A 17,518-nucleotide genomic window follows, 5' to 3' on the forward strand; every position below is an offset into this window, starting at 1 on the left:
TTTTTAAGAAACGCCCGCAGCGCGGGCGCTACTTAATCAATTCACCGTAAGCGGAGGATCATGCTTCTGCCCGGGCTCACCGCGTAATGGCCAAATTCGACGTGCCGACGCTGGTGATCCACGGCAGCAACGACCAGATCGTGCCGTTTGAAAGCACCGGCAAGCTGGCGGCGGAGATGATCAAAAACGCCACGCTGAAGGTGTACGACAACGCGCCGCACGGCTTCGCGCTGACCCACCAGGACCAGCTCAACGAAGACCTGCTGGCGTTTGTGAAGTCGCTGTAAGTCTTTAAAAGCGAAGCCTGATGGGGCTTCGCTTATCAGGCCTACAAGGGCTGGTCCTGTAGGCCGGGTAAGGCGCAGCTGCCACCCGGCGCTTTCGCAGACGCGTTCCGCTCCGCCAGCAGCCGACAAATCTCCGCATGCTTCTCCTCGGTGAAGGTAAAGCGCGACATAAACACGATGCGGATCAGCGACCCAATCGCCGGCAGCAGGCAGATCCCGAAGAACAGCCCCGACAGCACGCCTTCGCTCTGAATTTGCGCCTGCGGCACGTAGCCAATCATCGTCAGGAACACGCCGATTAACCCACCGCCCACCGCCACCGACATCTTGCCGGTAAAGGTCTGCCCGGAGAAGGTGATCGCCGCGCAGCGCTTGTGGGTGTGGTACTCCGCATACTCGATGGTGTCGGCAATCATCGATGAGGTGAGGATGTTGGTCATCATCACGAACAGGGTGCTCAGGCCGAGCAGAATAAACAGCATCGTCACCTGCTGATACCCGACAAACCACATCACCACGCGCACCGCCACGTCCAGCCCGCAGAGGATCATAAACAGCTTCCGCTTCTGCATCCGGCGCGTCAGCATCGGCGCAACCAGGCACAGCACCGCCGCCACGATCCCCATCACGCCAATCGCCATCTGCAGGCTGCCATCGCCCAGGTTGTTGATAAAGAAGTAGATATACAGCCCGCCCGCCACGTTGTGGAACACGCAGAAGAAGAACGACAGCAGGACGATAAACAGCGGCTTGTTCTGACGCAGGCTGTGGAAGGTGTCGCGGATGGTCACCTTTTCCGGGCTCGGCGGCACGCGCTCTTTGATCTGCATAAAGCCGTTGAGCATCAGCGGCAGGCCCACCAGCATCATCACCAGCGCCGCCATAAAGTAGCCTTTATCGTTGCTGTACTGGGCGAAGAACGCCGCCAGCTTCGGGAAGAAGATGTTGGCGCAGGCAATCCCCGCGTTGACCCCGAGCATCGCCGCCGTCACCGCGCGGGTGCGCTGGGCGGAGTCGTTGGTCATCACCGACGACATCGACCAGAACGGGATATCGGAGATGGCGTACAGCGTCCCCCACAGGATGTAGGTCACCCCGGCGTAGAGGATTTTGGTGGTCATGTCCGCTTCGATTTTATAGAACGACAGCAGCGTGACGCCGGTGATCAGCAGCGGGGCGATCAGCAAAAAGTGGCGAAACTTGCCGAACCGGCTGTTAATGGTGTCCATAATGCTGGCAAACAGCGGATCGTGAACCGCGTCCCACGCGCGGGCAATCAGGAAGATGGTGCTCGCCGCCAGCGCCGAGATCCCCAGCACGTCGGTGTAAAAATAGTTAATAAACGAACCCACTAAACCAAAGCTAAAACACTGACCTAAACCATAGCCAAAATAAGACCACAACTCGCGAGACGGTATTTTCATTGTCGTTGCCATTGTTATATGCCTGCCTGATTGCCCGGCGGTGGTCCGCCGGGTCGATATTATTAGCCCTGAACTTACGGGGCGATCTTGCGCAGCTGCTGCATTAATGCGATTTCACGGCGCGAGAACGGGATGCCGTTCTCCTCGAACACATCGTGGAACCAGAGGCGGCAGTAGTCCGTGGACTCCTTCATCACCACCGGCCACGGCAGCCACGTCTGGGTTTTGCCGCGCACCAGCCCCCACTGGTACGGCGCGACCTTCGCCGCGTACATCAGCGGAAGCTGCTCTTCCATCGTGCTGCCCACGTGCCGCGCCAGCCATTCGGTGCAGAACAGCGGGCGACCAAGCTGTTGCAGCTGCTGGATAATCGCCGTCATCCGGCCCGTGTGGGTGTAGGCGTGGAAGCTCACCACGTCCGAGAGCGCCAGCGCGGTCTGGTCCAGCGGATGCCGGAAGAACGTCTCGCCCTCCTCTTCCGGCGGCAGGCGCCACGCGCAGACGGTGAGCGGCTGGGTCGGGTCTTCTTCACGCACCCACTGGAATGCCAGCTTCATCAATTCGTGAGCGCAGGTCTCCAGCTTCGCGTCGTACTGCACCTCCTGCGTGCCGGTCGCGAAAATGCCGCGGTTGCCCGGCTCGTTATACAGATCCCACAGCAGGACGCGCCTGTCGTCGCGGAACTGGCGGACAACGTCGCGGATATAGCGCTCAATGTCAGCCCAGCAGTCGGGATCGCACACCCTGTCGCGCCCCGGGCTCGCCGCCGCCTGGCTGTTGTGCTTGCCCGGCACGGGCGGCTTCTGCGGGCCGAGGTACGGCTCGTCGCCGGAAAAGCCGCAGTCGTCCATCAGGGTCAGCATGGTGCTGAAGCCTCGACCGTCGGCAATCGTCAAAAACCGGTCGATGCGCGCCATCAGCCCGTCGCGGTCATGCTCCCAGACGATAAACGGCAGGTTGATGCGCAGGGTGTTATAGCCCGCGTCCGCCGCCCAGCCCAGCTCGCGCTCGATGGTGGCGGCATCAAAGGTCTCTTCCTGCCAGATATCGGTCCAGTTCACCGCCGTCGACGGCAGATAGTTAAACCCGCACAGCCAGCCTTTTTGCTCATACCACGCCTGGGCCAGCTCCCTGCTCCACTGCTCTTTCATTACGCGTCCTCTTACTGATAATATTTAGCTAATAAATATTAGTTGAAGGGTAAATGCGCAAATCACGGCATTTAGAAAAGCGACGGCTCTCACAAAGTTCACGCTTCGATGAATGAGAAACGTGATCGACGGCGCTAAAGCGTGCGGTTAGGGTATGATGCGAAGTCGCGAAAGGGAGAGGACGGATGAAGCGAAAAACGAAAGTGACGATGAACGATATTGCGCGGGCGGCGGGCGTGTCGCAGGCGACGGTATCGCTGGTGCTTAACCAGTCCCGCAACATCAAGCTCAGCGACGACACCCGCCAGCGGGTGATTGGCGTCGCCACCGAGCTCGGCTACGACCGCCTCCCCGCCGTTCACGCCCCGCGCAACCAGGAGGAGATTGCCCTGCTGGTCAGCTCCATGCAAAGCTTCGACCCGTTTATCGACGCCATCAGCCAGGCGCGGGAAGCGGCGTGGCGCAACGAAACGTTGCTTACCGTCTACGACTACGGCGACGACATCGAGCTGGCCCTGAACATCATCCGCCAGCTGGAGAAGCGCAACTGCATCGGGATTATTCTCGCGTCTCCGGTCACCACGCTGGTGGACATGACGGCCTTCCAGGACTGCACCCGCATCCCGCTGGTGCTGCTCAACCAGCGCGACCCCGGCTCGCCGCTGCTGCCGTCGTTTATTCCGGACGACTACGCCAACGCTTTTCAGGTGACTAAACACCTCATCGCCTGCGGGGCCACGCGCATCGCCCACATCACCGGGGAGAGCTGGATGGAGGCCTCGCGCCAGCGTCTGGCGGGCTACCAGGCGGCATTACAGCAGGCCGGACTCGCGTGCGACGACGGCCTGGTGCGCCAGACCAACTGGCAGTTCAGCGAGTCCTTTACCGCGACGACCTCCCTGCTGGAACTGGCCGAGCGCCCGGACGCCATCTTCTGCGCCAGCGACTGGCTGGCGATTGGCTGCTATCAGGCGCTGGCGGTGAACGGCGTGCGCATCCCGCAGGACATGCTGCTGGCGGGCTACGACGACCAGAAGATCTCCGAGCAACTCACTCCGCCGCTGACCAGTATCCAGCTGCCCTACAGCGAGCTGGGACGGCTGGCGGTGGAGTACCTGTGCAATCAGGAAGATGCCGCCACGCACGTGACGCTGGCGGGCAGGCTGAAGGTGCGCGCCTCAAGCCTCGTCTGAGGTAAACACCATGCCCGCGTAGGGCTTCTCGCGACACGCCGCCAGCCGCGCGGCGAGGCTGCCCACGTGCAGCTCCAGCTTGTGCCCGTCCGGGTCGAGAAAATAGAACGACGCCCCCTCGCTTTTGTTCTGCTTCCAGACGGTGACGCCCGCCTGCTCAAGCCTTTGCGAGAACGGTTCAAAATCCGCCTCCGCCACGGTAAACGCGTAGTGGGTGTAGTCGCTCTCCTCCGGCGGCACGTGCTGGCGCGCCTCGTCGTACGACAGGCAGACCCACAGTTCGCCGCAGGTGAGATAGGCCCCGGTATTCCAGCGGGCGTGCAGCGCAAGCCCCAGCAACTCGTGCCAGAAGGTGACGCTTTTTTGCAGGTCGCTGACCGCGAGGGTCAGGTGGTTGAGAGATTGCAGCATGACGTGCCCTTTTGTTTTTCGCGCCGGACGTGATACGGTAAAGAGATGAACATAAACCACGCCGTGCTCACCGTAAACCGCTGGTGGCTGCCTTCTTAAAGGCGGCACGGAGTAGTTTTCCCCATTTTCAGATAGCCGCCGAAAGGCGGCTTTCACATTTCTAAGACCCCTTTCGGCAACTGCACATTAAGGAGTCTTTATGAACGCACCAACCATCCTCACCGGCGATCGCCCAACCGGCCCGCTGCACCTCGGCCACTACGTCGGATCGCTGCGCCAGCGCGTGGCGCTCCAGCAGACGCACAGCCAGTTTGTGCTGATTGCCGACCTGCAGGGGCTGACCGACAACGGCAGCAACCCGCAGAAGATCCGCGACAACATCCCCGAAGTGCTGGCCGACTACCTCGCCGCCGGCATCGACCCGAACCTGACCACGATCTGCCTGCAGTCCGCCCTGCCCGCCCTCGCCGAGCTGACGATGCTGTATATGAACATCGTCACCGTCGCCCGCGTGGAGCGTAACCCGACGGTGAAAAACGAGATTGCGCAGAAGGGCTTTGCCCGCTCGCTGCCGGTCGGGTTTATGGCCTATCCCATCAGCCAGGCGGCGGACATCACCGCGTTTAAGGCCGAGTGCGTGCCCGTCGGCGACGACCAGTTGCCGATGATTGAGCAGACCAACGAGATTGTGCACAAGATGAACAGCCTGCTGCCTGCCCCGGTGCTGCGCCACTGCAAGGCGATGCTGAGCGACACCAGCCGCCTGCCCGGCATCGACGGCAGCGCCAAGATGTCGAAATCGCTGGGCAACACGCTGCACCTTTCGGCCAGCGAAGAGACCATTCACCGTGCGGTCAGCGCTATGTACACCGACCCGAACCACCTGAAGGTGAGCGACCCGGGGCAGATTGAGGGGAACGTGGTGTTTACGTACCTCGACGCGTTTCATCCGGACAAGGAGAAAGTGGCGGCGATGAAGGCGCACTATCAGGCGGGCGGGCTGGGCGACCGGGCGTGCAAGAACGAGCTGGAGGCGTGCCTTCAGGAGCTGATTGCGCCGATGCGGGAGCGGAGGGCGATGTATATGCAGGACAAGGGAGAGTTGATGGCGATGCTGAAGCGTGGGACGGAACGGGCGCAGGGGGTGACGCAGGCGACGTTGAGGGCGGTGAAGGTTGGGCTGGGGGTGCCGATGTTTAGTTAAGTTAGAATTAGCGGTGGAGTGAGTGGGAAGAGTACGAAGCCGCTAAATCGATTATTACGGAAATAAACGAGGCGAAATAAAGTATTAAATCCATTATTAGCCAATGTCGTTTATCATTCTTTCAAGAATGCTATATTCATGGATTCTTTATATCTTTAATGCGCGGCGTAAAATGATATGAGTAAGTTTATTATTTCCATGCTGAATACGTTACTGTGTGTTTTTGTGATTACACTGTGCCTCATTTGCTTAGGTATCTCTGATAACTGGAAAGAATGCACTCTAGCTATAATCATTATTTTAGGAGGTACACACCTTACTTGTTTTTTACTGAATCGTGTATTGCCTCATAAGTTATCTATCTTAGAAGGAATACTGGAAGTATTGGGGGGACCACTATTAGTTATAGGCGCAATTGTGTGCTTTGATGTATTCGAACCCTGGCCGCTAAAAATCATTGGGATGTTTGTGTTGGTTGTTTTGGTTTTCTTTGGACCTTCGATGTTCAGTCCCAGGCGTTAACTCGATCTATTAATAAACGTATACGTTATTGTTGAGAACAACCTAATCGAAGACGATCTTGATATTTGCGGCATGGATGGCGATGCCCTGATTGAAGACTGCGAGGAAGCGTTTGGCGTTACGCTCGTCACTGAAGAAGATGGCTATGAGAAAACTTTTTCCCTCGCTGAAAACGAGTTTCTTTTTAGCACCGAGGGCATAGATTACTTTGGTATCTGCCGCTTAGTTCGCAGGCTACGAGGCATTCCGGAACCTGTGATACGCGATTTAACCGTTGGCGAACTCCATGCTGTACTGGTTAAAACTGTGAAAGACCAAATACATCATGATTGAGTGACTTTTAGCGTAGTGCGGGAATGCGCTCACATGCCCGTGCATACTGGTTTGAAGTTTAAACAGCCTGCCCACTGCCACGCTTAATCACCGGAACATCACCCGTATCATTCAGCGCACCCGGGAAGGTCTTCAGCCACTGTGCGACTTTCTGTTTATTGATATTCACCACGCTCATACCTTCCAGGCATCCCCATAATTCTCTTGTATGCTGCTGCGTAATCACAATGCAGTCTTTCATGGCGCGGATTTTCACGGGCATACCGTTGATAAAGCCTGCACGGGTTAACCAGTCGCCGCCCAGAAGAAGATATTTCATATCTATGCGCGCATACAGTTCGCAGCAGGCGGCACTGTCCTGCGGCGTTTCCGCGCGAGGATGGACGGGCGCCGCGTTGGGCTGGTTGCCGTGAAGTCGGCGGGCGCTGTTTTTGCGCACCAGCTCGCGGTTTTCAATCATGCCGGTGAAAGCGTCTGATTCTGTTTTGAAAACAGTAAACTCTGGCTTAAAATTCGTCGCAGCCATTTTCAACTCCGTTATAGTTGGTTGTGGTTAGCGGTATGGGGGTGTTGCAGCACCTTCATATCGCGAATTCTCTCTTTAAATATTCCTTGATACTTCCTTTGCCGTTCGGCGTAATTTCTGGTGCTCATTATACAGGGCTGAATATAAATACAGCGGTTTTTGGGTGGGGCAAATTTGAAATTTGCGAGGGAGATTCAGGAATTAGTGTTGTGGGCAGTAAGGTCATGTTTTTGTTGATTGTGGGTTGATTGGTCTGGGTTTTGCGAGCATCATCGCAATTATTTACCTTCTTCCGTAACGTGATGGCTTCCAGCAAAACTCTCGAACAGGCAATTGCCGACATTACCATCTGGCGCAAAGGTGAACAGCGTGCGCCGCATAAGCCTTTATTGCTTCTGTACGTTCTGGCGAACTATCAGCAGGGGCATGCGCGACTGTTTGATTATGGAACCGAGGTACACGAGCAGTTGCTTAGCCTGTTAGAACGCTTTGGACCGCAACGGAAGACACATTACCCGAACATGCCCTTCTGGCGGCTTAAGGGGGATGGGTTCTGGGATCTTCAGAATACTGAGTTCTGCTCAACCACTGGCAGTAAACAACCGCCTGTTAAAGAACTTGTAGAACATAATGTCGCAGGCGGGTTTGATGAAGAACACTTTGCGCTGCTGAATAAGAACAAAAATCTGATCGGCTCGCTAGCGCAGCAGATCCTTGAAGCGCACTTTCCTGAAAGCATTCAGGAAGAGATCGCGGATGAAATGGGCTTTGATATCCAGCAGTACCGTAAGGTTCGCGATCCGCTGTTCCGCCAGCAGGTATTGCGTGCGTATAACTACGAGTGCGCAATTTGCGGATTCAATATGCGGCATGATAACGCCTCTGTTGGACTTGAAGCCGCGCATATCAAGTGGAAGCAGTTTGGCGGACCGTGTGAGATCCCGAACGGACTAGCGCTGTGTGCGATTCATCATAAGGCGTTTGATAAGGGATCGATTGGGCTGGATGAGAATATGCGGGTGCTGGTATCAGAGGCGGTGAATGGGAATGGGATTGTTGGGCGGTTGTTCTGGGATTTTGCTGGTAAGCAGATTGCTTTGCCGATGGTGAAAGGGAATTATCCAAGGGAGGGGTTTGTGGAGTGGCATAGGAAGGAGGTGTTTAAAGAATGAGTGCGAAGGCCGGACTCGCACATAATGATTAATCCTTTGATTTTAAAATAATTAAAAATAATCTTTAGTTAATGTACCAACATCGATACCAACACATTAAATCGTTGATTTTGGGACTCGAATCGGGGCAATGGTTACCTGGAAAATGCTCACCATCGAGCGTATCTCTGGCGCTATGCATCAATCACATCCAATGCCGTTATGCGAAAACAGGCATAGGCCTCTTCCCAGGAAACGTGGCTTTCACCGAACACCATTGGTGTAACAAACTGCAGATAGCGTTCGTTATAAACAGGGTTGCTCGCCAGTTCTTCCAACCCCATTTTTAGTTCTTCAACAGGCGACTCGCAGAATTCAGGATACTGAGCACCGTAACGTTGGATATCCTGCTCAATACATTCCTGCACAAAGCGCTTCAAAACAGGAACGTCAGCACCTTTTTCTCTGACAATACAAAAGTTGTCGTAGATATGACGCACCAGTGACTCATCCACTGCACGCTCCACATCACGCATACTTGCAGCCGTTCTGCGCATCATCGAGATCAGTTTTTCAGCCTGCGTGCTGCCGATAGTTGCGCAGGGAAAAGCCCTCACTACTTCGCCCTTCTTTGTTAGGTCCATTACCAGTGAGCTAATAGCACGATTTTCCGCAGCCTCAAGCAAATCCGTTTCCATCAGTTCCAGTTTGATAAATGGCCTTAAACAGGGAATTTGTACATATTCCTGCGGGTAGCGCACCGGAATTTCATTATAGCGGCTTTCATCACGAGTAACCTTTGGGTACTCCTCATCCATGCTAAACATACCTGAAGCTACAATCGTTTCGGTGATGGTCTTAATAATATCTTTACGGATATTTTTACGTTGATTTCTGGAATATTGCATGGAAAAGCCGGTGACAGGAACAAGCTTAATGTCCACGTCCTCCGACATCCTGTTCAAAGATATACCCGCTTTAGACAATGCTGTTCCACCGGCAAAAACCAGCTGATGTGTATCAAAGGACAGAGGCTGGAGCAATCGCAATAACTCAACGATGTAATAATCTTTCTCTACAATTGCAACTGATTCAATGCCCAGAGCATCAGCAACGTCCGGGAATAGCTTTGTCAAATCATCCATTTAGTTTGCTGCTCCCTACTGACAATGTTCTCTTGAAACGGGGGGAGGTTTTGATTTCAAGTGACGCGGGGATCTGGGTAGATTTACCACTGTTGTAGGCACTTGTTGCTCCTGCCAGGCGGTAATCCACTTTCAGACGTTCCAACGCCTCAATCATTACCGCAGCAGAACCTCCGGGAGCAGCAGGCATCAGCTTACCGGTAATCGCATTTTGCCGCGCTTTGGTATAGACGCCATAGCCTACTTTCAGTAGCTGCCCTTCATTCATCAGCTCACGCAGTGCTCTGCCTATTTGATCGTAGCCAGCAAGATCTTTGAAATCGTCACGAGTGAAAACATAACGCTTTGAGCGCTTCAGCCGTGACTGAATACGAGCTTTTATGGTCATGTCATCCTCCTTTGTTCGTTTCTTCATCATAGCAAACATACGACACTTTTAACAGCAAACATACGACAACTAACTTACCTCGCAGCCAGCATTCCCGGATAGTGTTTTGCTATGATGTCGTTCATACGTTTAATCAACTCCAGACGCTTAAAGGTCAAGTGCGCCGTACCTTTTTGATAGTAACGAATGCTGAATAACTCATCTTCGTAAACATTCTTAGCCGGATTATCACGAATATGCTCCATCAATCGGGTAGAGATATCACCCCGGTTGTCAGGGATGGGTTTGCCATCCAGCAGAAACAGCATTCTCTCCAGATCCGCCAGTTGATCCCGTCGCCAACCCCAGTTAAGGCTAAAGCCCCAGCGGTTATGCGTCACCAGATTGTTAATGATGATCTTCTTACCGAAGCTGCAGGGACTGTTGGTCTTATAATCCCATGACAGTCCTTTGAACACATTGATGATGCCACGTTCGAAGACATCCATTTTGTTCAGATGTAACTGCTCAAAGGTGCTGAGAATATTCGCCTCGCTGATAGCAGGAAGATCGCCCTCCTCCAGATTCTTATGCCACTGGTCGCGAGCCTGAGCATCCATCAAGGCCATCATGCCGGACTTCAGCATCAAATCGCGCCAGATACTGCGATCTATATTGCAGGTGACGGCAGGCATTGCTTTATCAACCTTTTCAGTCAGCCAGCTATCGTAGCGGTGCCCGGACTTCATAGCCCAGTCTTGTGCTGTACCACCGCCAATTTCTGAGGTCAGCCGTGAGATGGCATCAAGCTGCTGAATGAGTTGTTCGATCCGTTTTAGTGCGGTATCGTGGCCCGTAACAATACGCTCGATACTGGTCGAAAGAATGAGTTCATTGTGTTCCGTCAACACGTCGGGTTCTGTTTGCATCGTTAATCGTCCATAAAAGCAAACACGCCTGCCGGGAATGGCAGGCGCATTATGCAATGAATAAAAAAGGTGGGAAGTTCAGAAGCCAAAATCAGGAATGAGGCTCGAAGAATTTAAGTATTTATTAATCCGGTAGCTCGCCTGGCTCGGAGAATATCAGTCGCGGTCAGGAACGGAGTCTGTTCCTGCCAGCTAAACCCTTTGCGGTCGATGCGTACCAGTTCATAACGTTCCACAAGAAAATTAACAGCATCGGCGAGCGTGATTCCTGCATCGATATGCTCCTCGATGGCCGCGTCGTCATGGAATGGTGTGTCGTTAAGCGTCAGGCCGTAATGGTGATCCAGCAGATACGTTAAAAGTTGCTGCCAGACCTGCACGGGCGACAGACGTGACGAAACCGGCACCGTGGCCGGTATAGCTGAAATGTGCATGAGTTGAGTCCTGATAAAAGAGAAGAGAGAAGGTGTTACTGGGTTGGATAGATCGAAATGTAAACGTAGCCACAGCTACCACGGGTATCAGCTATACAGGTTAAACTCGCAAGTTGAATGGTCACCTGATATTGCTGATGTGGATTTAGTTCGCCAACGCGCAACATATTTTCCAGTTGTTCTATAAACAGCGGGAAAGCCTGATCCAGTTTCTGCAGGTGTATCGGGCTAAAACTCCCCGTCAATCCAGCCCTGTCAGCCAGGTAATGCAGTCGATTGCCTTCCTGAACTAATCTCGCGCCAAATCGTGGGGTGATATCGCTTTGTAGACCCCATTCATGAGGTGGTGTGATTGACATGAAAACCTCCGTTTAAAGCAAACCCTGCTCAGCAAAAGAAACGACTTCATTCCCAACAACCAAATGATCCAGCACTCGCACTTCTACCAGTGCTAACGCTTTCACTATCCGCTGAGTGATGTGTTTGTCCTGCTGACTGACTTCTGTCGTACCTGACGGATGGTTATGCGCCAGAATTACCGCAGCGGCATTGTGTTTCAGAGCCAATTTAACCACTTCGCGGGGATGCACTTCGGTATGGCTAAGTGTGCCGGTAAACAGTGTTTCGCATCCCAGCAGGCTGTGCTGATTGTCGAGATACATCACGATAAAAACTTCACGCTCCTGATGAGCCATCTGTAATTGCAGCCAGGTCTTAGTGAAGCTGGTGGAGGTAAATGACTCACTCGGTTGACGCTGATATTTCTCCAGCAGGCGTAATGCCCGACGAATGACGCGTTGCTCGTTTGCAGGAAATACAGGGGACAAATTGAATACAGGCATAATTGCTCCTTAAAACAAAAAACCTCGCCGGTTTATTGGCAAGGCCTGAAGGAAGGGATAATAAAAAGGCTCATGAGGCAAGCTGCAGCATATTCTCGGCCATAACCCAAAGGGCGCGGTTAAGCTTCACATCGCCGTCGATGCCTTTCACCGCGCGGGTATGTGCTCGCTTGCCTTTAGTCGTTCTCCCAGACAGACCGCCTTTAATCAGGTTTTCCTGAATGCGCTGATAAGTGGTCCACAGGTCGTTACTTTCATCCTGCCAGCGGCGCGGGGATAGGATTTGCGAATCCGTCACCGGCTGATGCTCTTCACCAAAGCGATAGGTTAATGCCGCTTTCGCCATCGCCTGCTGTGCTGGCGGAGTTAACATTAGCGACTGCATGGCATCGCGTTTCTCTTCTACACGGTCAAATATTCCCAGCACTTCGTAAGCCCCTTCAATGACTTTCTCCACCACGTTGCCTTTATGAGGTACACGAACCTCACCAAAACTCTCACCGCAAATTAGTCCATTCTGGCAGACTGAACGAAATAATCCCGGCAACATCTGATAACTGCTCGAGCCATCGTGGCTGTTGAGCAGAATAATTTCCGGAACTTGCTTGCCAGTGATTTGGCCCTCACGACGAAGACGCAGCATGTGTTTGGTGTGTTCGCGCTTGCTCTGGTCGCGCACTCGGGTCTGGCAGGCAAAGAAAGGCTGGAAACCTTCACGTTGCAGATTATCGAGCAGGGTTATTGTCGGGATATAAGTGTATCGGTCGCTGCGGGAATCATGCTTTTCTTCACTGAAGACGCTGGGCACGTAATGTGCCAGTTCGTCGTGAGTTAATGGGCGGTCGCGGCGTACAACATTAACCGCACCAAAGCGGCTGGCTAATCGGATCATGATTAATTCCTTTTTTGGCGATTAAAAAAGAAAAGGCCATGCTTCCCGAAGGAGGCATGGCCTGATGTTGTTGTGAGTCTGAGGTCTGGCAGATTTAAGTCTAAGCCAGTTATGATGCCTTATTCACAGCAACCGATACTGACAGTGGCTGATAAGACTGAGGGTCGAAAACGGACAGTGGCAGCCTGGCCTGATGGCCGTTGCGCTCTTCGGTCGCATTCATGATTTCAATAGCGCTGACGTTTTCGACACATTCATGCTCAAGAAAAGCTTCCTGAGAACGAGTAGCATCGCTGTCGCCAAAGGGGGCTACGTCCATTGTTCCCATCGCCAGCGTGTTGCCCGCCTTGTCTTTCAGCCCCAGCAAAACTGACAGAGGGCCAAAACCCACACCGCTACCACCATTATCCAGACGGAACTGATACACACAGATATTACCGGGAGTCCACACGGTATCGGTATTGCGGATACTGATATAGCGTTGTTCATCTGCGTAAGCAGATGACGGATGGCACAGCATTAAAACGACAATGGCAGGTAAGGTTTTAGCCAATCGGCTGACGAGTGGCATAATTTTGCTGTAACTAGGTTTTGCCCATACCCTTACTATTGTGAAAGAAGATATATCTATATCTTTCTGACAATCCTTTTCCATCGTTCTTTTCCTTCAGTGGCATTTGGGACGTGGCTTTTGGGAAGTGCTCAGCAGTTGCCTGCGCGACGACACAATTCCGCTAAGCTTTTCTGTGCGACCCATTGCTGTAGTTTCCGATCCTCTTCCGAGCGCTTAGCCGCTAATGTGGCTTGCTGCTGTTTATTCACACAATTATCTGGCATCACCATAATGACTTTTGGGGCTATCTGTTGTCTGACTTTTGCAATCTTAGCCTTAAGAACAGCATCCGTATCTTGGGGTGCAGACCAGTCGGGGTATATAAGAGCATCGATAGCCTTATCACGTACCGAAGCTTGGTTATCAATAACGGCAAAGTAGCAGCCTTCCCCTTTATCATCTCCCTGATAAACCGTTTCAATATCGTTGTAGGTTTCACCGACAGGATTCAGTTTTAGTTGACGAATAGTGTGGGTTTTCTTATCGGCCAGGAAAATTGCACCACCACCACGGGTACGTAGCAAAAACTGCTTCGTCCACGGGTAGTTATCAATAACATTGGCCTGGTAGAGCATATTGTGCAGCGTATTGTCATCCATGCCATCAGCGGATTTCCAGCCGTCAGCCTGCATGTACTCCCAGGCTTTGACAGAGCCGACAATATTGCCAGCGTCAGCCAGAAAAACTGCACTCAGACAAATGCTGGTAGACAGCAATGTAGTGGTAAGTAATTTCATCGTGGTTATTCCTTCTGAGGTATAAGCCCGTCGTCAGTCGCGACAAGCAATGAATGGAAAAAGCGAAAGTGAGGTAACGCCTGAAGAAAATCTGTGCGGGACAGGATGTCGCGCACGGCGGTATCCGGGGTAAAGCTGTCATTGTGGAGCGTGACAGCCCTGATATCTGCAAGTGGAAATGCGGTAACTCGAGCCTGATGCTCACCCGTCAGATACCACTCTCCTTCACGTAGAACCAGCCGATAGGGAGCAAGACCTGTACAGCGGCAACCGTTACTGAGTAGTGTCACCTTTCGATGCTCCGATACCGCGCTTACTAACCGAGTGAATACGCCTGAGTCTGGGGATGAAAACTGGGCTGTTCCCTGCCAGATAAGGCAAGGAGACTCCCCTGGTCCGCTCAACAGTGAACTGACCAGATGGTTATCCATATCAGGAAACAGTACTTCAACGCCTGACTGGCGGGCAAATGTCATTACCGCCAGCTCTCTCTGGCGGCTACCGGATAACAAACGGCATCGGCCTTTGCAATACTCCAGATCCAGATAAATCAGGCGTTCCCGAAAGTCCCGGCGTAGAGTTCGAACCGACACACTAAATTCAGTTGCCAGCGCTCGTAAATCCAGTGTTTCTCCAGCCACCAGACGGCTGATAATTAACGACAGTCGGACGGCAAGCCGATCATGACGACGTTCAACCTGAACCATGAGGCAGGTTCTCCAGTAATATAATTAACTGAAAATAAAAAGGTTATTTTAACCAGGGGGCAGGACAGGGAATGGACACCAGAAGACGTATTTTTTAATGTTGCTGAATGCAGCCACGACGGGCTATCAAGAGAAAGCGGACCAAATTTGATAGCCTATAAAACGTCAGAACGGACAGGGTGTGTCCCGATGATAACCGCAGGTAAGCCAAGGTTAGAAGAAAATCCAGTCCCAAACTGCACGGGCAACGGATACTACGGCATCGCGGACTGTACGAATGACCGCTTTTAGTGGTGCGGGAATAAATGATGCCGTTTCCGCAGAATCAAACACCTCCCCGACCGCATTACCAAAGCCCTCACGAGCCTGCTTTTTTACCGGCTCACTGCATAACCTCCCATGCAGTTGTGTCGCCAATGGGCTGGTGGCTCGGTCTGGCAGGCAGCACATCATCGTTTCTATCATTGATGGGAGATTCCATTCTGTTCTCGCTGAGACAGCGCATACCGGATGATGTGGTGAGAATAACTGGCGAATAGACGCCAGCCTGGCCTCAATATTCACCCACTGGTGCGGTGATGGTGCATTGCCGGTGACATACCACTCATGGCTTGGCTCGATTTTGTCAACCTGATTAACGATAAACAGAAACCGTTGTTGGTAGCCAGTCATCACTCGCCGGTAGAAGCGTTCATCCACAGAGAATGCTCGATCATCGGCTTTGATAACCCACAGGATGAGATCCAGCTCAGGGAGAATATTGCGATATAGAGATTCATATTCTTTATCCCGTTGCTCGCTCTCGCCTACTCCGGGTAGGTCTATTAGTATCAAGCTATGGTCACCACTGCTCAGACGCAATCGCAGTACGTCACGGGTGCAGGCGTGGACATCACTGATGGGCGTAACCTCACCTTGGAAAAGCGCATTACAGAGAGATGATTTTCCCGCGCCTGTTTTGCCCATGATCCCGATGACTGGTTCGTAATGAGTGAGTTTTTGAATATGGTCAAGAATATGTTTGCCAATGGCATGGGGGAGTGACGCTAGTGGCTTTTCAATGGCCATTAGACCTTCTGATTTTTTCATTAAACTACCTCAGACAGAAAAAACAAAACCCCCGAGCCAGGAAGGCGTCGGAGGTGATTCACTGCGATAATATCTGTCTGAAATTATTTGGAATGATGTGCAAACAAGTGTCCTGCATCACATCTGATTTTACACTATACAGGTTTCAACATGCTCAAGCGTGATAACTCATTGTCGATAAGACATTTGAGTGTCTCATCTAGCGTCATGCTTTTACTTTCAGCAATCTGACCCAGCCTTTTTTGGTATAATTTGTTCAATTTCAAAGGGGGATGCGTATCTTTTATCTTTTTCCTACGGGATTTTTGCTCCCAAGCTTTACTCAGTTCTTCTAGCAATATTTCTTTGCAGCTTAAAGTACTAGTACCACCCAACCCATGCGAAATGAACTTCCCATCCTTTCTTCTTTTATTTTCTTTCAGATAACCTAGTTGCTCGTCACTCCACCCTTTCCAGTTATCAAAGATAGCAATAATAAAATGGTAGCGTTGCTCACAGGAAATAGGTTTGGTATCAATAGAAATATATTTCTTCCTCATTTGCTCCCAAACCCATAAACATTGCTCTTCATTATTCTTATCCAGCCATGAAAATGCTCTAGGGAACTGATTGCTGGCATTAGCCCAATCACCCATCACTTCCGTGATAGCCTGGTCTGCTAACCTCGTCGATGGGTACATTTTCAAAATGGTATCGATTATTTTTTCCATTACATCTGGGATGACATCCGTATTAGTTACCTTGGAGAAGTCTAATCCATTAGCTTGCTCACATTTTGGTGGGGAAAAATTCAGATCCAAGTCCTGCAGATTTATGTCTAAATCCTGGAAGTTTATCTCGCCTTTATTATTTATTTTTCCCGTATTTTGAGGGGACATGACCACATCGGGGGCATGGATATTAAACTGTGGCATATCGAGCTTTGTTCGGATGTTCGTACTGGCGAGTGCTACGGTTTTGTTCGCTAGTAAACGAAAGAGAAAGAAATGCATTGCCCTTGGGTTTTTCCTCAACCACTTTAGGCGACTTGCCTGTCGCAGTCTCTTTTTTCGCATTTCCCGTTCATCGAATTCATACTCCTCCATGGTGCCCCTCCTGCTCCAGAATGGTTGTTTTCCATCATTTCACTCAAGAGTAAAAGAAGCAAACCCAGATGTAAATCATGCTTTTTTTGAAGGTAAAAATGATATAAAAACAGCGTAATAACGTAGTAAAAGTGTAGTGTTAAATTTCATCTACAATACAAAATATCAATAAGTTAGGTATGAAACCTAGCCTTATTAGCATCAAAAATACAGTATTCTACTTACAATCCACGAAGAAACCTACCCCATGGTGTTCTGCACAAAAATCGTAGCCAAATTCAGCAGGCACGTCCTTCTACCATTAACTCGATTGACTGCTCAGAAACTGCCAAGGAAAGAAGTGGATGCTTTATTCACTCCCGCAGTAAACGACCTTTGACATGCAATGAAAAAATTTCCCTTAGTGCAGTGCTCAATGGCAGCCAAAAAATTGGTATGGAGTGGCGTTCAGAAAACTCAGTAGCTGATAGCTGGCG

General features: G+C 51.7%; 20 protein-coding genes and 1 pseudogene. 5 read left to right on the forward strand and 16 right to left on the reverse strand.

Going from position 1 to position 17,518, the window contains the following annotated elements:
• Nucleotides 1-74: 74 nt before the first annotated feature.
• Nucleotides 75-287, forward strand: a pseudogene (locus BJ885_RS17755) (alpha/beta fold hydrolase); the annotation flags it as partial.
• 41 nt (nt 288-328) lie between these two features.
• On the opposite strand, the gene BJ885_RS17760 reads toward BJ885_RS17755, so the two are convergent.
• A complete protein-coding gene (locus tag BJ885_RS17760) occupies nt 329-1,723 on the reverse strand; it encodes an MFS transporter (RefSeq protein WP_121932414.1) in 1,395 nt (464 codons plus the stop codon).
• A 62-nt stretch (nt 1,724-1,785) separates the two neighbouring features.
• Nucleotides 1,786-2,862: a cellulase family glycosylhydrolase gene (locus BJ885_RS17765; RefSeq protein WP_121932413.1), complete on the reverse strand. Its 1,077-nt coding sequence runs from the start codon at nt 2,860-2,862 to the stop codon at nt 1,786-1,788.
• Between the two features lie 185 nt (nt 2,863-3,047).
• Between BJ885_RS17765 and BJ885_RS17770 the strand changes: the two genes are divergently transcribed.
• Entirely contained in the window at nt 3,048-4,055 is a 1,008-nt protein-coding gene (locus BJ885_RS17770) for a LacI family DNA-binding transcriptional regulator (protein WP_010427279.1), read from the forward strand.
• On the opposite strand, the gene fosA is transcribed toward BJ885_RS17770, so the two are convergent.
• The gene (gene fosA, locus BJ885_RS17775) at nt 4,041-4,466 is read right to left on the reverse strand and encodes a FosA/FosA2 family fosfomycin resistance glutathione transferase (RefSeq protein WP_121932412.1); all 426 of its coding nucleotides are present in this window, start codon (nt 4,464-4,466) and stop codon (nt 4,041-4,043) included. The two genes, BJ885_RS17770 and fosA, sit on opposite strands and share 15 nt — an antisense overlap.
• 199 nt (nt 4,467-4,665) lie before the next feature.
• Here fosA and trpS point away from each other — a divergent pair, with 199 nt between their 5' ends.
• The gene (trpS, locus tag BJ885_RS17780; RefSeq protein WP_121932411.1) at nt 4,666-5,670 is read left to right on the forward strand and encodes a tryptophan--tRNA ligase; all 1,005 of its coding nucleotides are present in this window, start codon (nt 4,666-4,668) and stop codon (nt 5,668-5,670) included.
• 594 nt (nt 5,671-6,264) lie between these two features.
• A complete protein-coding gene (locus BJ885_RS17790) occupies nt 6,265-6,525 on the forward strand; it encodes a hypothetical protein (protein ID WP_259467226.1) in 261 nt (86 codons plus the stop codon).
• A gap of 58 nt (nt 6,526-6,583) precedes the next feature.
• On the opposite strand, the gene BJ885_RS17795 is transcribed toward BJ885_RS17790, so the two are convergent.
• Nucleotides 6,584-7,051 (reverse strand): SymE family type I addiction module toxin, encoded by a 468-nt coding sequence (locus tag BJ885_RS17795; RefSeq protein ID WP_121932409.1) that lies wholly within the window; start codon nt 7,049-7,051, stop codon nt 6,584-6,586.
• Nucleotides 7,052-7,353: 302 nt separating this feature from the next.
• Between BJ885_RS17795 and BJ885_RS17800 the strand changes: the two genes are divergently transcribed.
• A complete protein-coding gene (locus BJ885_RS17800) occupies nt 7,354-8,223 on the forward strand; it encodes a phosphorothioated DNA-binding restriction endonuclease (protein WP_121932408.1) in 870 nt (289 codons plus the stop codon).
• 173 nt (nt 8,224-8,396) lie between these two features.
• Here the strand turns inward: BJ885_RS17800 and BJ885_RS17805 are convergent, their stop codons facing one another.
• From BJ885_RS17805 to BJ885_RS17860, 12 genes are all read right to left on the reverse strand, one after another.
• Nucleotides 8,397-9,347 (reverse strand): nucleotidyl transferase AbiEii/AbiGii toxin family protein, encoded by a 951-nt coding sequence (locus BJ885_RS17805; RefSeq protein ID WP_121932407.1) that lies wholly within the window; start codon nt 9,345-9,347, stop codon nt 8,397-8,399.
• Complete coding sequence (locus tag BJ885_RS17810) at nt 9,340-9,735, reverse strand: DUF6088 family protein (protein ID WP_121932406.1); 396 nt, start codon at nt 9,733-9,735, stop codon at nt 9,340-9,342. Before BJ885_RS17810 ends, BJ885_RS17805 begins: the two co-directional genes overlap by 8 nt.
• A 74-nt stretch (nt 9,736-9,809) precedes the next feature.
• A complete protein-coding gene (locus BJ885_RS17815; protein ID WP_121932405.1) occupies nt 9,810-10,643 on the reverse strand; it encodes a DUF4942 domain-containing protein in 834 nt (277 codons plus the stop codon).
• A gap of 113 nt (nt 10,644-10,756) precedes the next feature.
• On the reverse strand, nt 10,757-11,077 hold the full coding sequence (locus BJ885_RS17820; RefSeq protein ID WP_121932404.1) for a TA system toxin CbtA family protein: 321 nt from the start codon (nt 11,075-11,077) through the stop codon (nt 10,757-10,759).
• Between the two features lie 35 nt (nt 11,078-11,112).
• On the reverse strand, nt 11,113-11,436 hold the full coding sequence (locus BJ885_RS17825; RefSeq protein WP_121932403.1) for a type IV toxin-antitoxin system YeeU family antitoxin: 324 nt from the start codon (nt 11,434-11,436) through the stop codon (nt 11,113-11,115).
• 12 nt (nt 11,437-11,448) lie between these two features.
• On the reverse strand, nt 11,449-11,919 hold the full coding sequence (gene radC / locus BJ885_RS17830) for a DNA repair protein RadC (protein ID WP_088208764.1): 471 nt from the start codon (nt 11,917-11,919) through the stop codon (nt 11,449-11,451).
• A 70-nt stretch (nt 11,920-11,989) separates the two neighbouring features.
• On the reverse strand, nt 11,990-12,811 hold the full coding sequence (locus BJ885_RS17835; protein WP_121932402.1) for a DUF932 domain-containing protein: 822 nt from the start codon (nt 12,809-12,811) through the stop codon (nt 11,990-11,992).
• A 109-nt stretch (nt 12,812-12,920) separates the two neighbouring features.
• Entirely contained in the window at nt 12,921-13,382 is a 462-nt protein-coding gene (locus BJ885_RS17840; RefSeq protein WP_121932531.1) for an IrmA family protein, read from the reverse strand.
• A gap of 131 nt (nt 13,383-13,513) precedes the next feature.
• Nucleotides 13,514-14,161 (reverse strand): hypothetical protein, encoded by a 648-nt coding sequence (locus BJ885_RS17845; RefSeq protein ID WP_121932401.1) that lies wholly within the window; start codon nt 14,159-14,161, stop codon nt 13,514-13,516.
• A 5-nt stretch (nt 14,162-14,166) separates the two neighbouring features.
• Nucleotides 14,167-14,868 (reverse strand): WYL domain-containing protein, encoded by a 702-nt coding sequence (locus BJ885_RS17850; protein WP_121932400.1) that lies wholly within the window; start codon nt 14,866-14,868, stop codon nt 14,167-14,169.
• 213 nt (nt 14,869-15,081) lie between these two features.
• Entirely contained in the window at nt 15,082-15,957 is an 876-nt protein-coding gene (locus tag BJ885_RS17855) for a GTPase family protein (RefSeq protein ID WP_121932399.1), read from the reverse strand.
• Nucleotides 15,958-16,091: 134 nt separating this feature from the next.
• On the reverse strand, nt 16,092-17,042 hold the full coding sequence (locus BJ885_RS17860; RefSeq protein WP_121932398.1) for a hypothetical protein: 951 nt from the start codon (nt 17,040-17,042) through the stop codon (nt 16,092-16,094).
• Between the last annotated feature and the right edge of the window lie 476 nt (nt 17,043-17,518).

It is taken from the genome of Enterobacter sp. WP_7_1 (genome assembly GCF_003688535.1).
Classification (GTDB): Bacteria; Pseudomonadota; Gammaproteobacteria; order Enterobacterales; family Enterobacteriaceae; genus Enterobacter; species Enterobacter asburiae.

Coding starts and splice junctions, on each gene's coding strand:
- BJ885_RS17805 (WP_121932407.1), bottom strand. CDS start 9,347: ATGGATGATTTGACAAAGCTATTCCCGGACGTTGCTGATGCTCTGGGC.
- BJ885_RS17800 (WP_121932408.1), top strand. CDS start 7,354: ATGGCTTCCAGCAAAACTCTCGAACAGGCAATTGCCGACATTACCATC.
- radC (WP_088208764.1), bottom strand. CDS start 11,919: ATGCCTGTATTCAATTTGTCCCCTGTATTTCCTGCAAACGAGCAACGC.
- BJ885_RS17760 (WP_121932414.1), bottom strand. CDS start 1,723: ATGGCAACGACAATGAAAATACCGTCTCGCGAGTTGTGGTCTTATTTT.
- BJ885_RS17850 (WP_121932400.1), bottom strand. CDS start 14,868: ATGGTTCAGGTTGAACGTCGTCATGATCGGCTTGCCGTCCGACTGTCG.
- fosA (WP_121932412.1), bottom strand. CDS start 4,466: ATGCTGCAATCTCTCAACCACCTGACCCTCGCGGTCAGCGACCTGCAA.
- BJ885_RS17860 (WP_121932398.1), bottom strand. CDS start 17,042: ATGGAGGAGTATGAATTCGATGAACGGGAAATGCGAAAAAAGAGACTG.
- BJ885_RS17825 (WP_121932403.1), bottom strand. CDS start 11,436: ATGTCAATCACACCACCTCATGAATGGGGTCTACAAAGCGATATCACC.
- trpS (WP_121932411.1), top strand. CDS start 4,666: ATGAACGCACCAACCATCCTCACCGGCGATCGCCCAACCGGCCCGCTG.
- BJ885_RS17820 (WP_121932404.1), bottom strand. CDS start 11,077: ATGCACATTTCAGCTATACCGGCCACGGTGCCGGTTTCGTCACGTCTG.
- BJ885_RS17855 (WP_121932399.1), bottom strand. CDS start 15,957: ATGAAAAAATCAGAAGGTCTAATGGCCATTGAAAAGCCACTAGCGTCA.
- BJ885_RS17815 (WP_121932405.1), bottom strand. CDS start 10,643: ATGCAAACAGAACCCGACGTGTTGACGGAACACAATGAACTCATTCTT.
- BJ885_RS17770 (WP_010427279.1), top strand. CDS start 3,048: ATGAAGCGAAAAACGAAAGTGACGATGAACGATATTGCGCGGGCGGCG.
- BJ885_RS17765 (WP_121932413.1), bottom strand. CDS start 2,862: ATGAAAGAGCAGTGGAGCAGGGAGCTGGCCCAGGCGTGGTATGAGCAA.
- BJ885_RS17790 (WP_259467226.1), top strand. CDS start 6,265: ATGGATGGCGATGCCCTGATTGAAGACTGCGAGGAAGCGTTTGGCGTT.
- BJ885_RS17810 (WP_121932406.1), bottom strand. CDS start 9,735: ATGACCATAAAAGCTCGTATTCAGTCACGGCTGAAGCGCTCAAAGCGT.
- BJ885_RS17795 (WP_121932409.1), bottom strand. CDS start 7,051: ATGGCTGCGACGAATTTTAAGCCAGAGTTTACTGTTTTCAAAACAGAA.
- BJ885_RS17840 (WP_121932531.1), bottom strand. CDS start 13,382: ATGCCACTCGTCAGCCGATTGGCTAAAACCTTACCTGCCATTGTCGTT.
- BJ885_RS17845 (WP_121932401.1), bottom strand. CDS start 14,161: ATGAAATTACTTACCACTACATTGCTGTCTACCAGCATTTGTCTGAGT.
- BJ885_RS17835 (WP_121932402.1), bottom strand. CDS start 12,811: ATGATCCGATTAGCCAGCCGCTTTGGTGCGGTTAATGTTGTACGCCGC.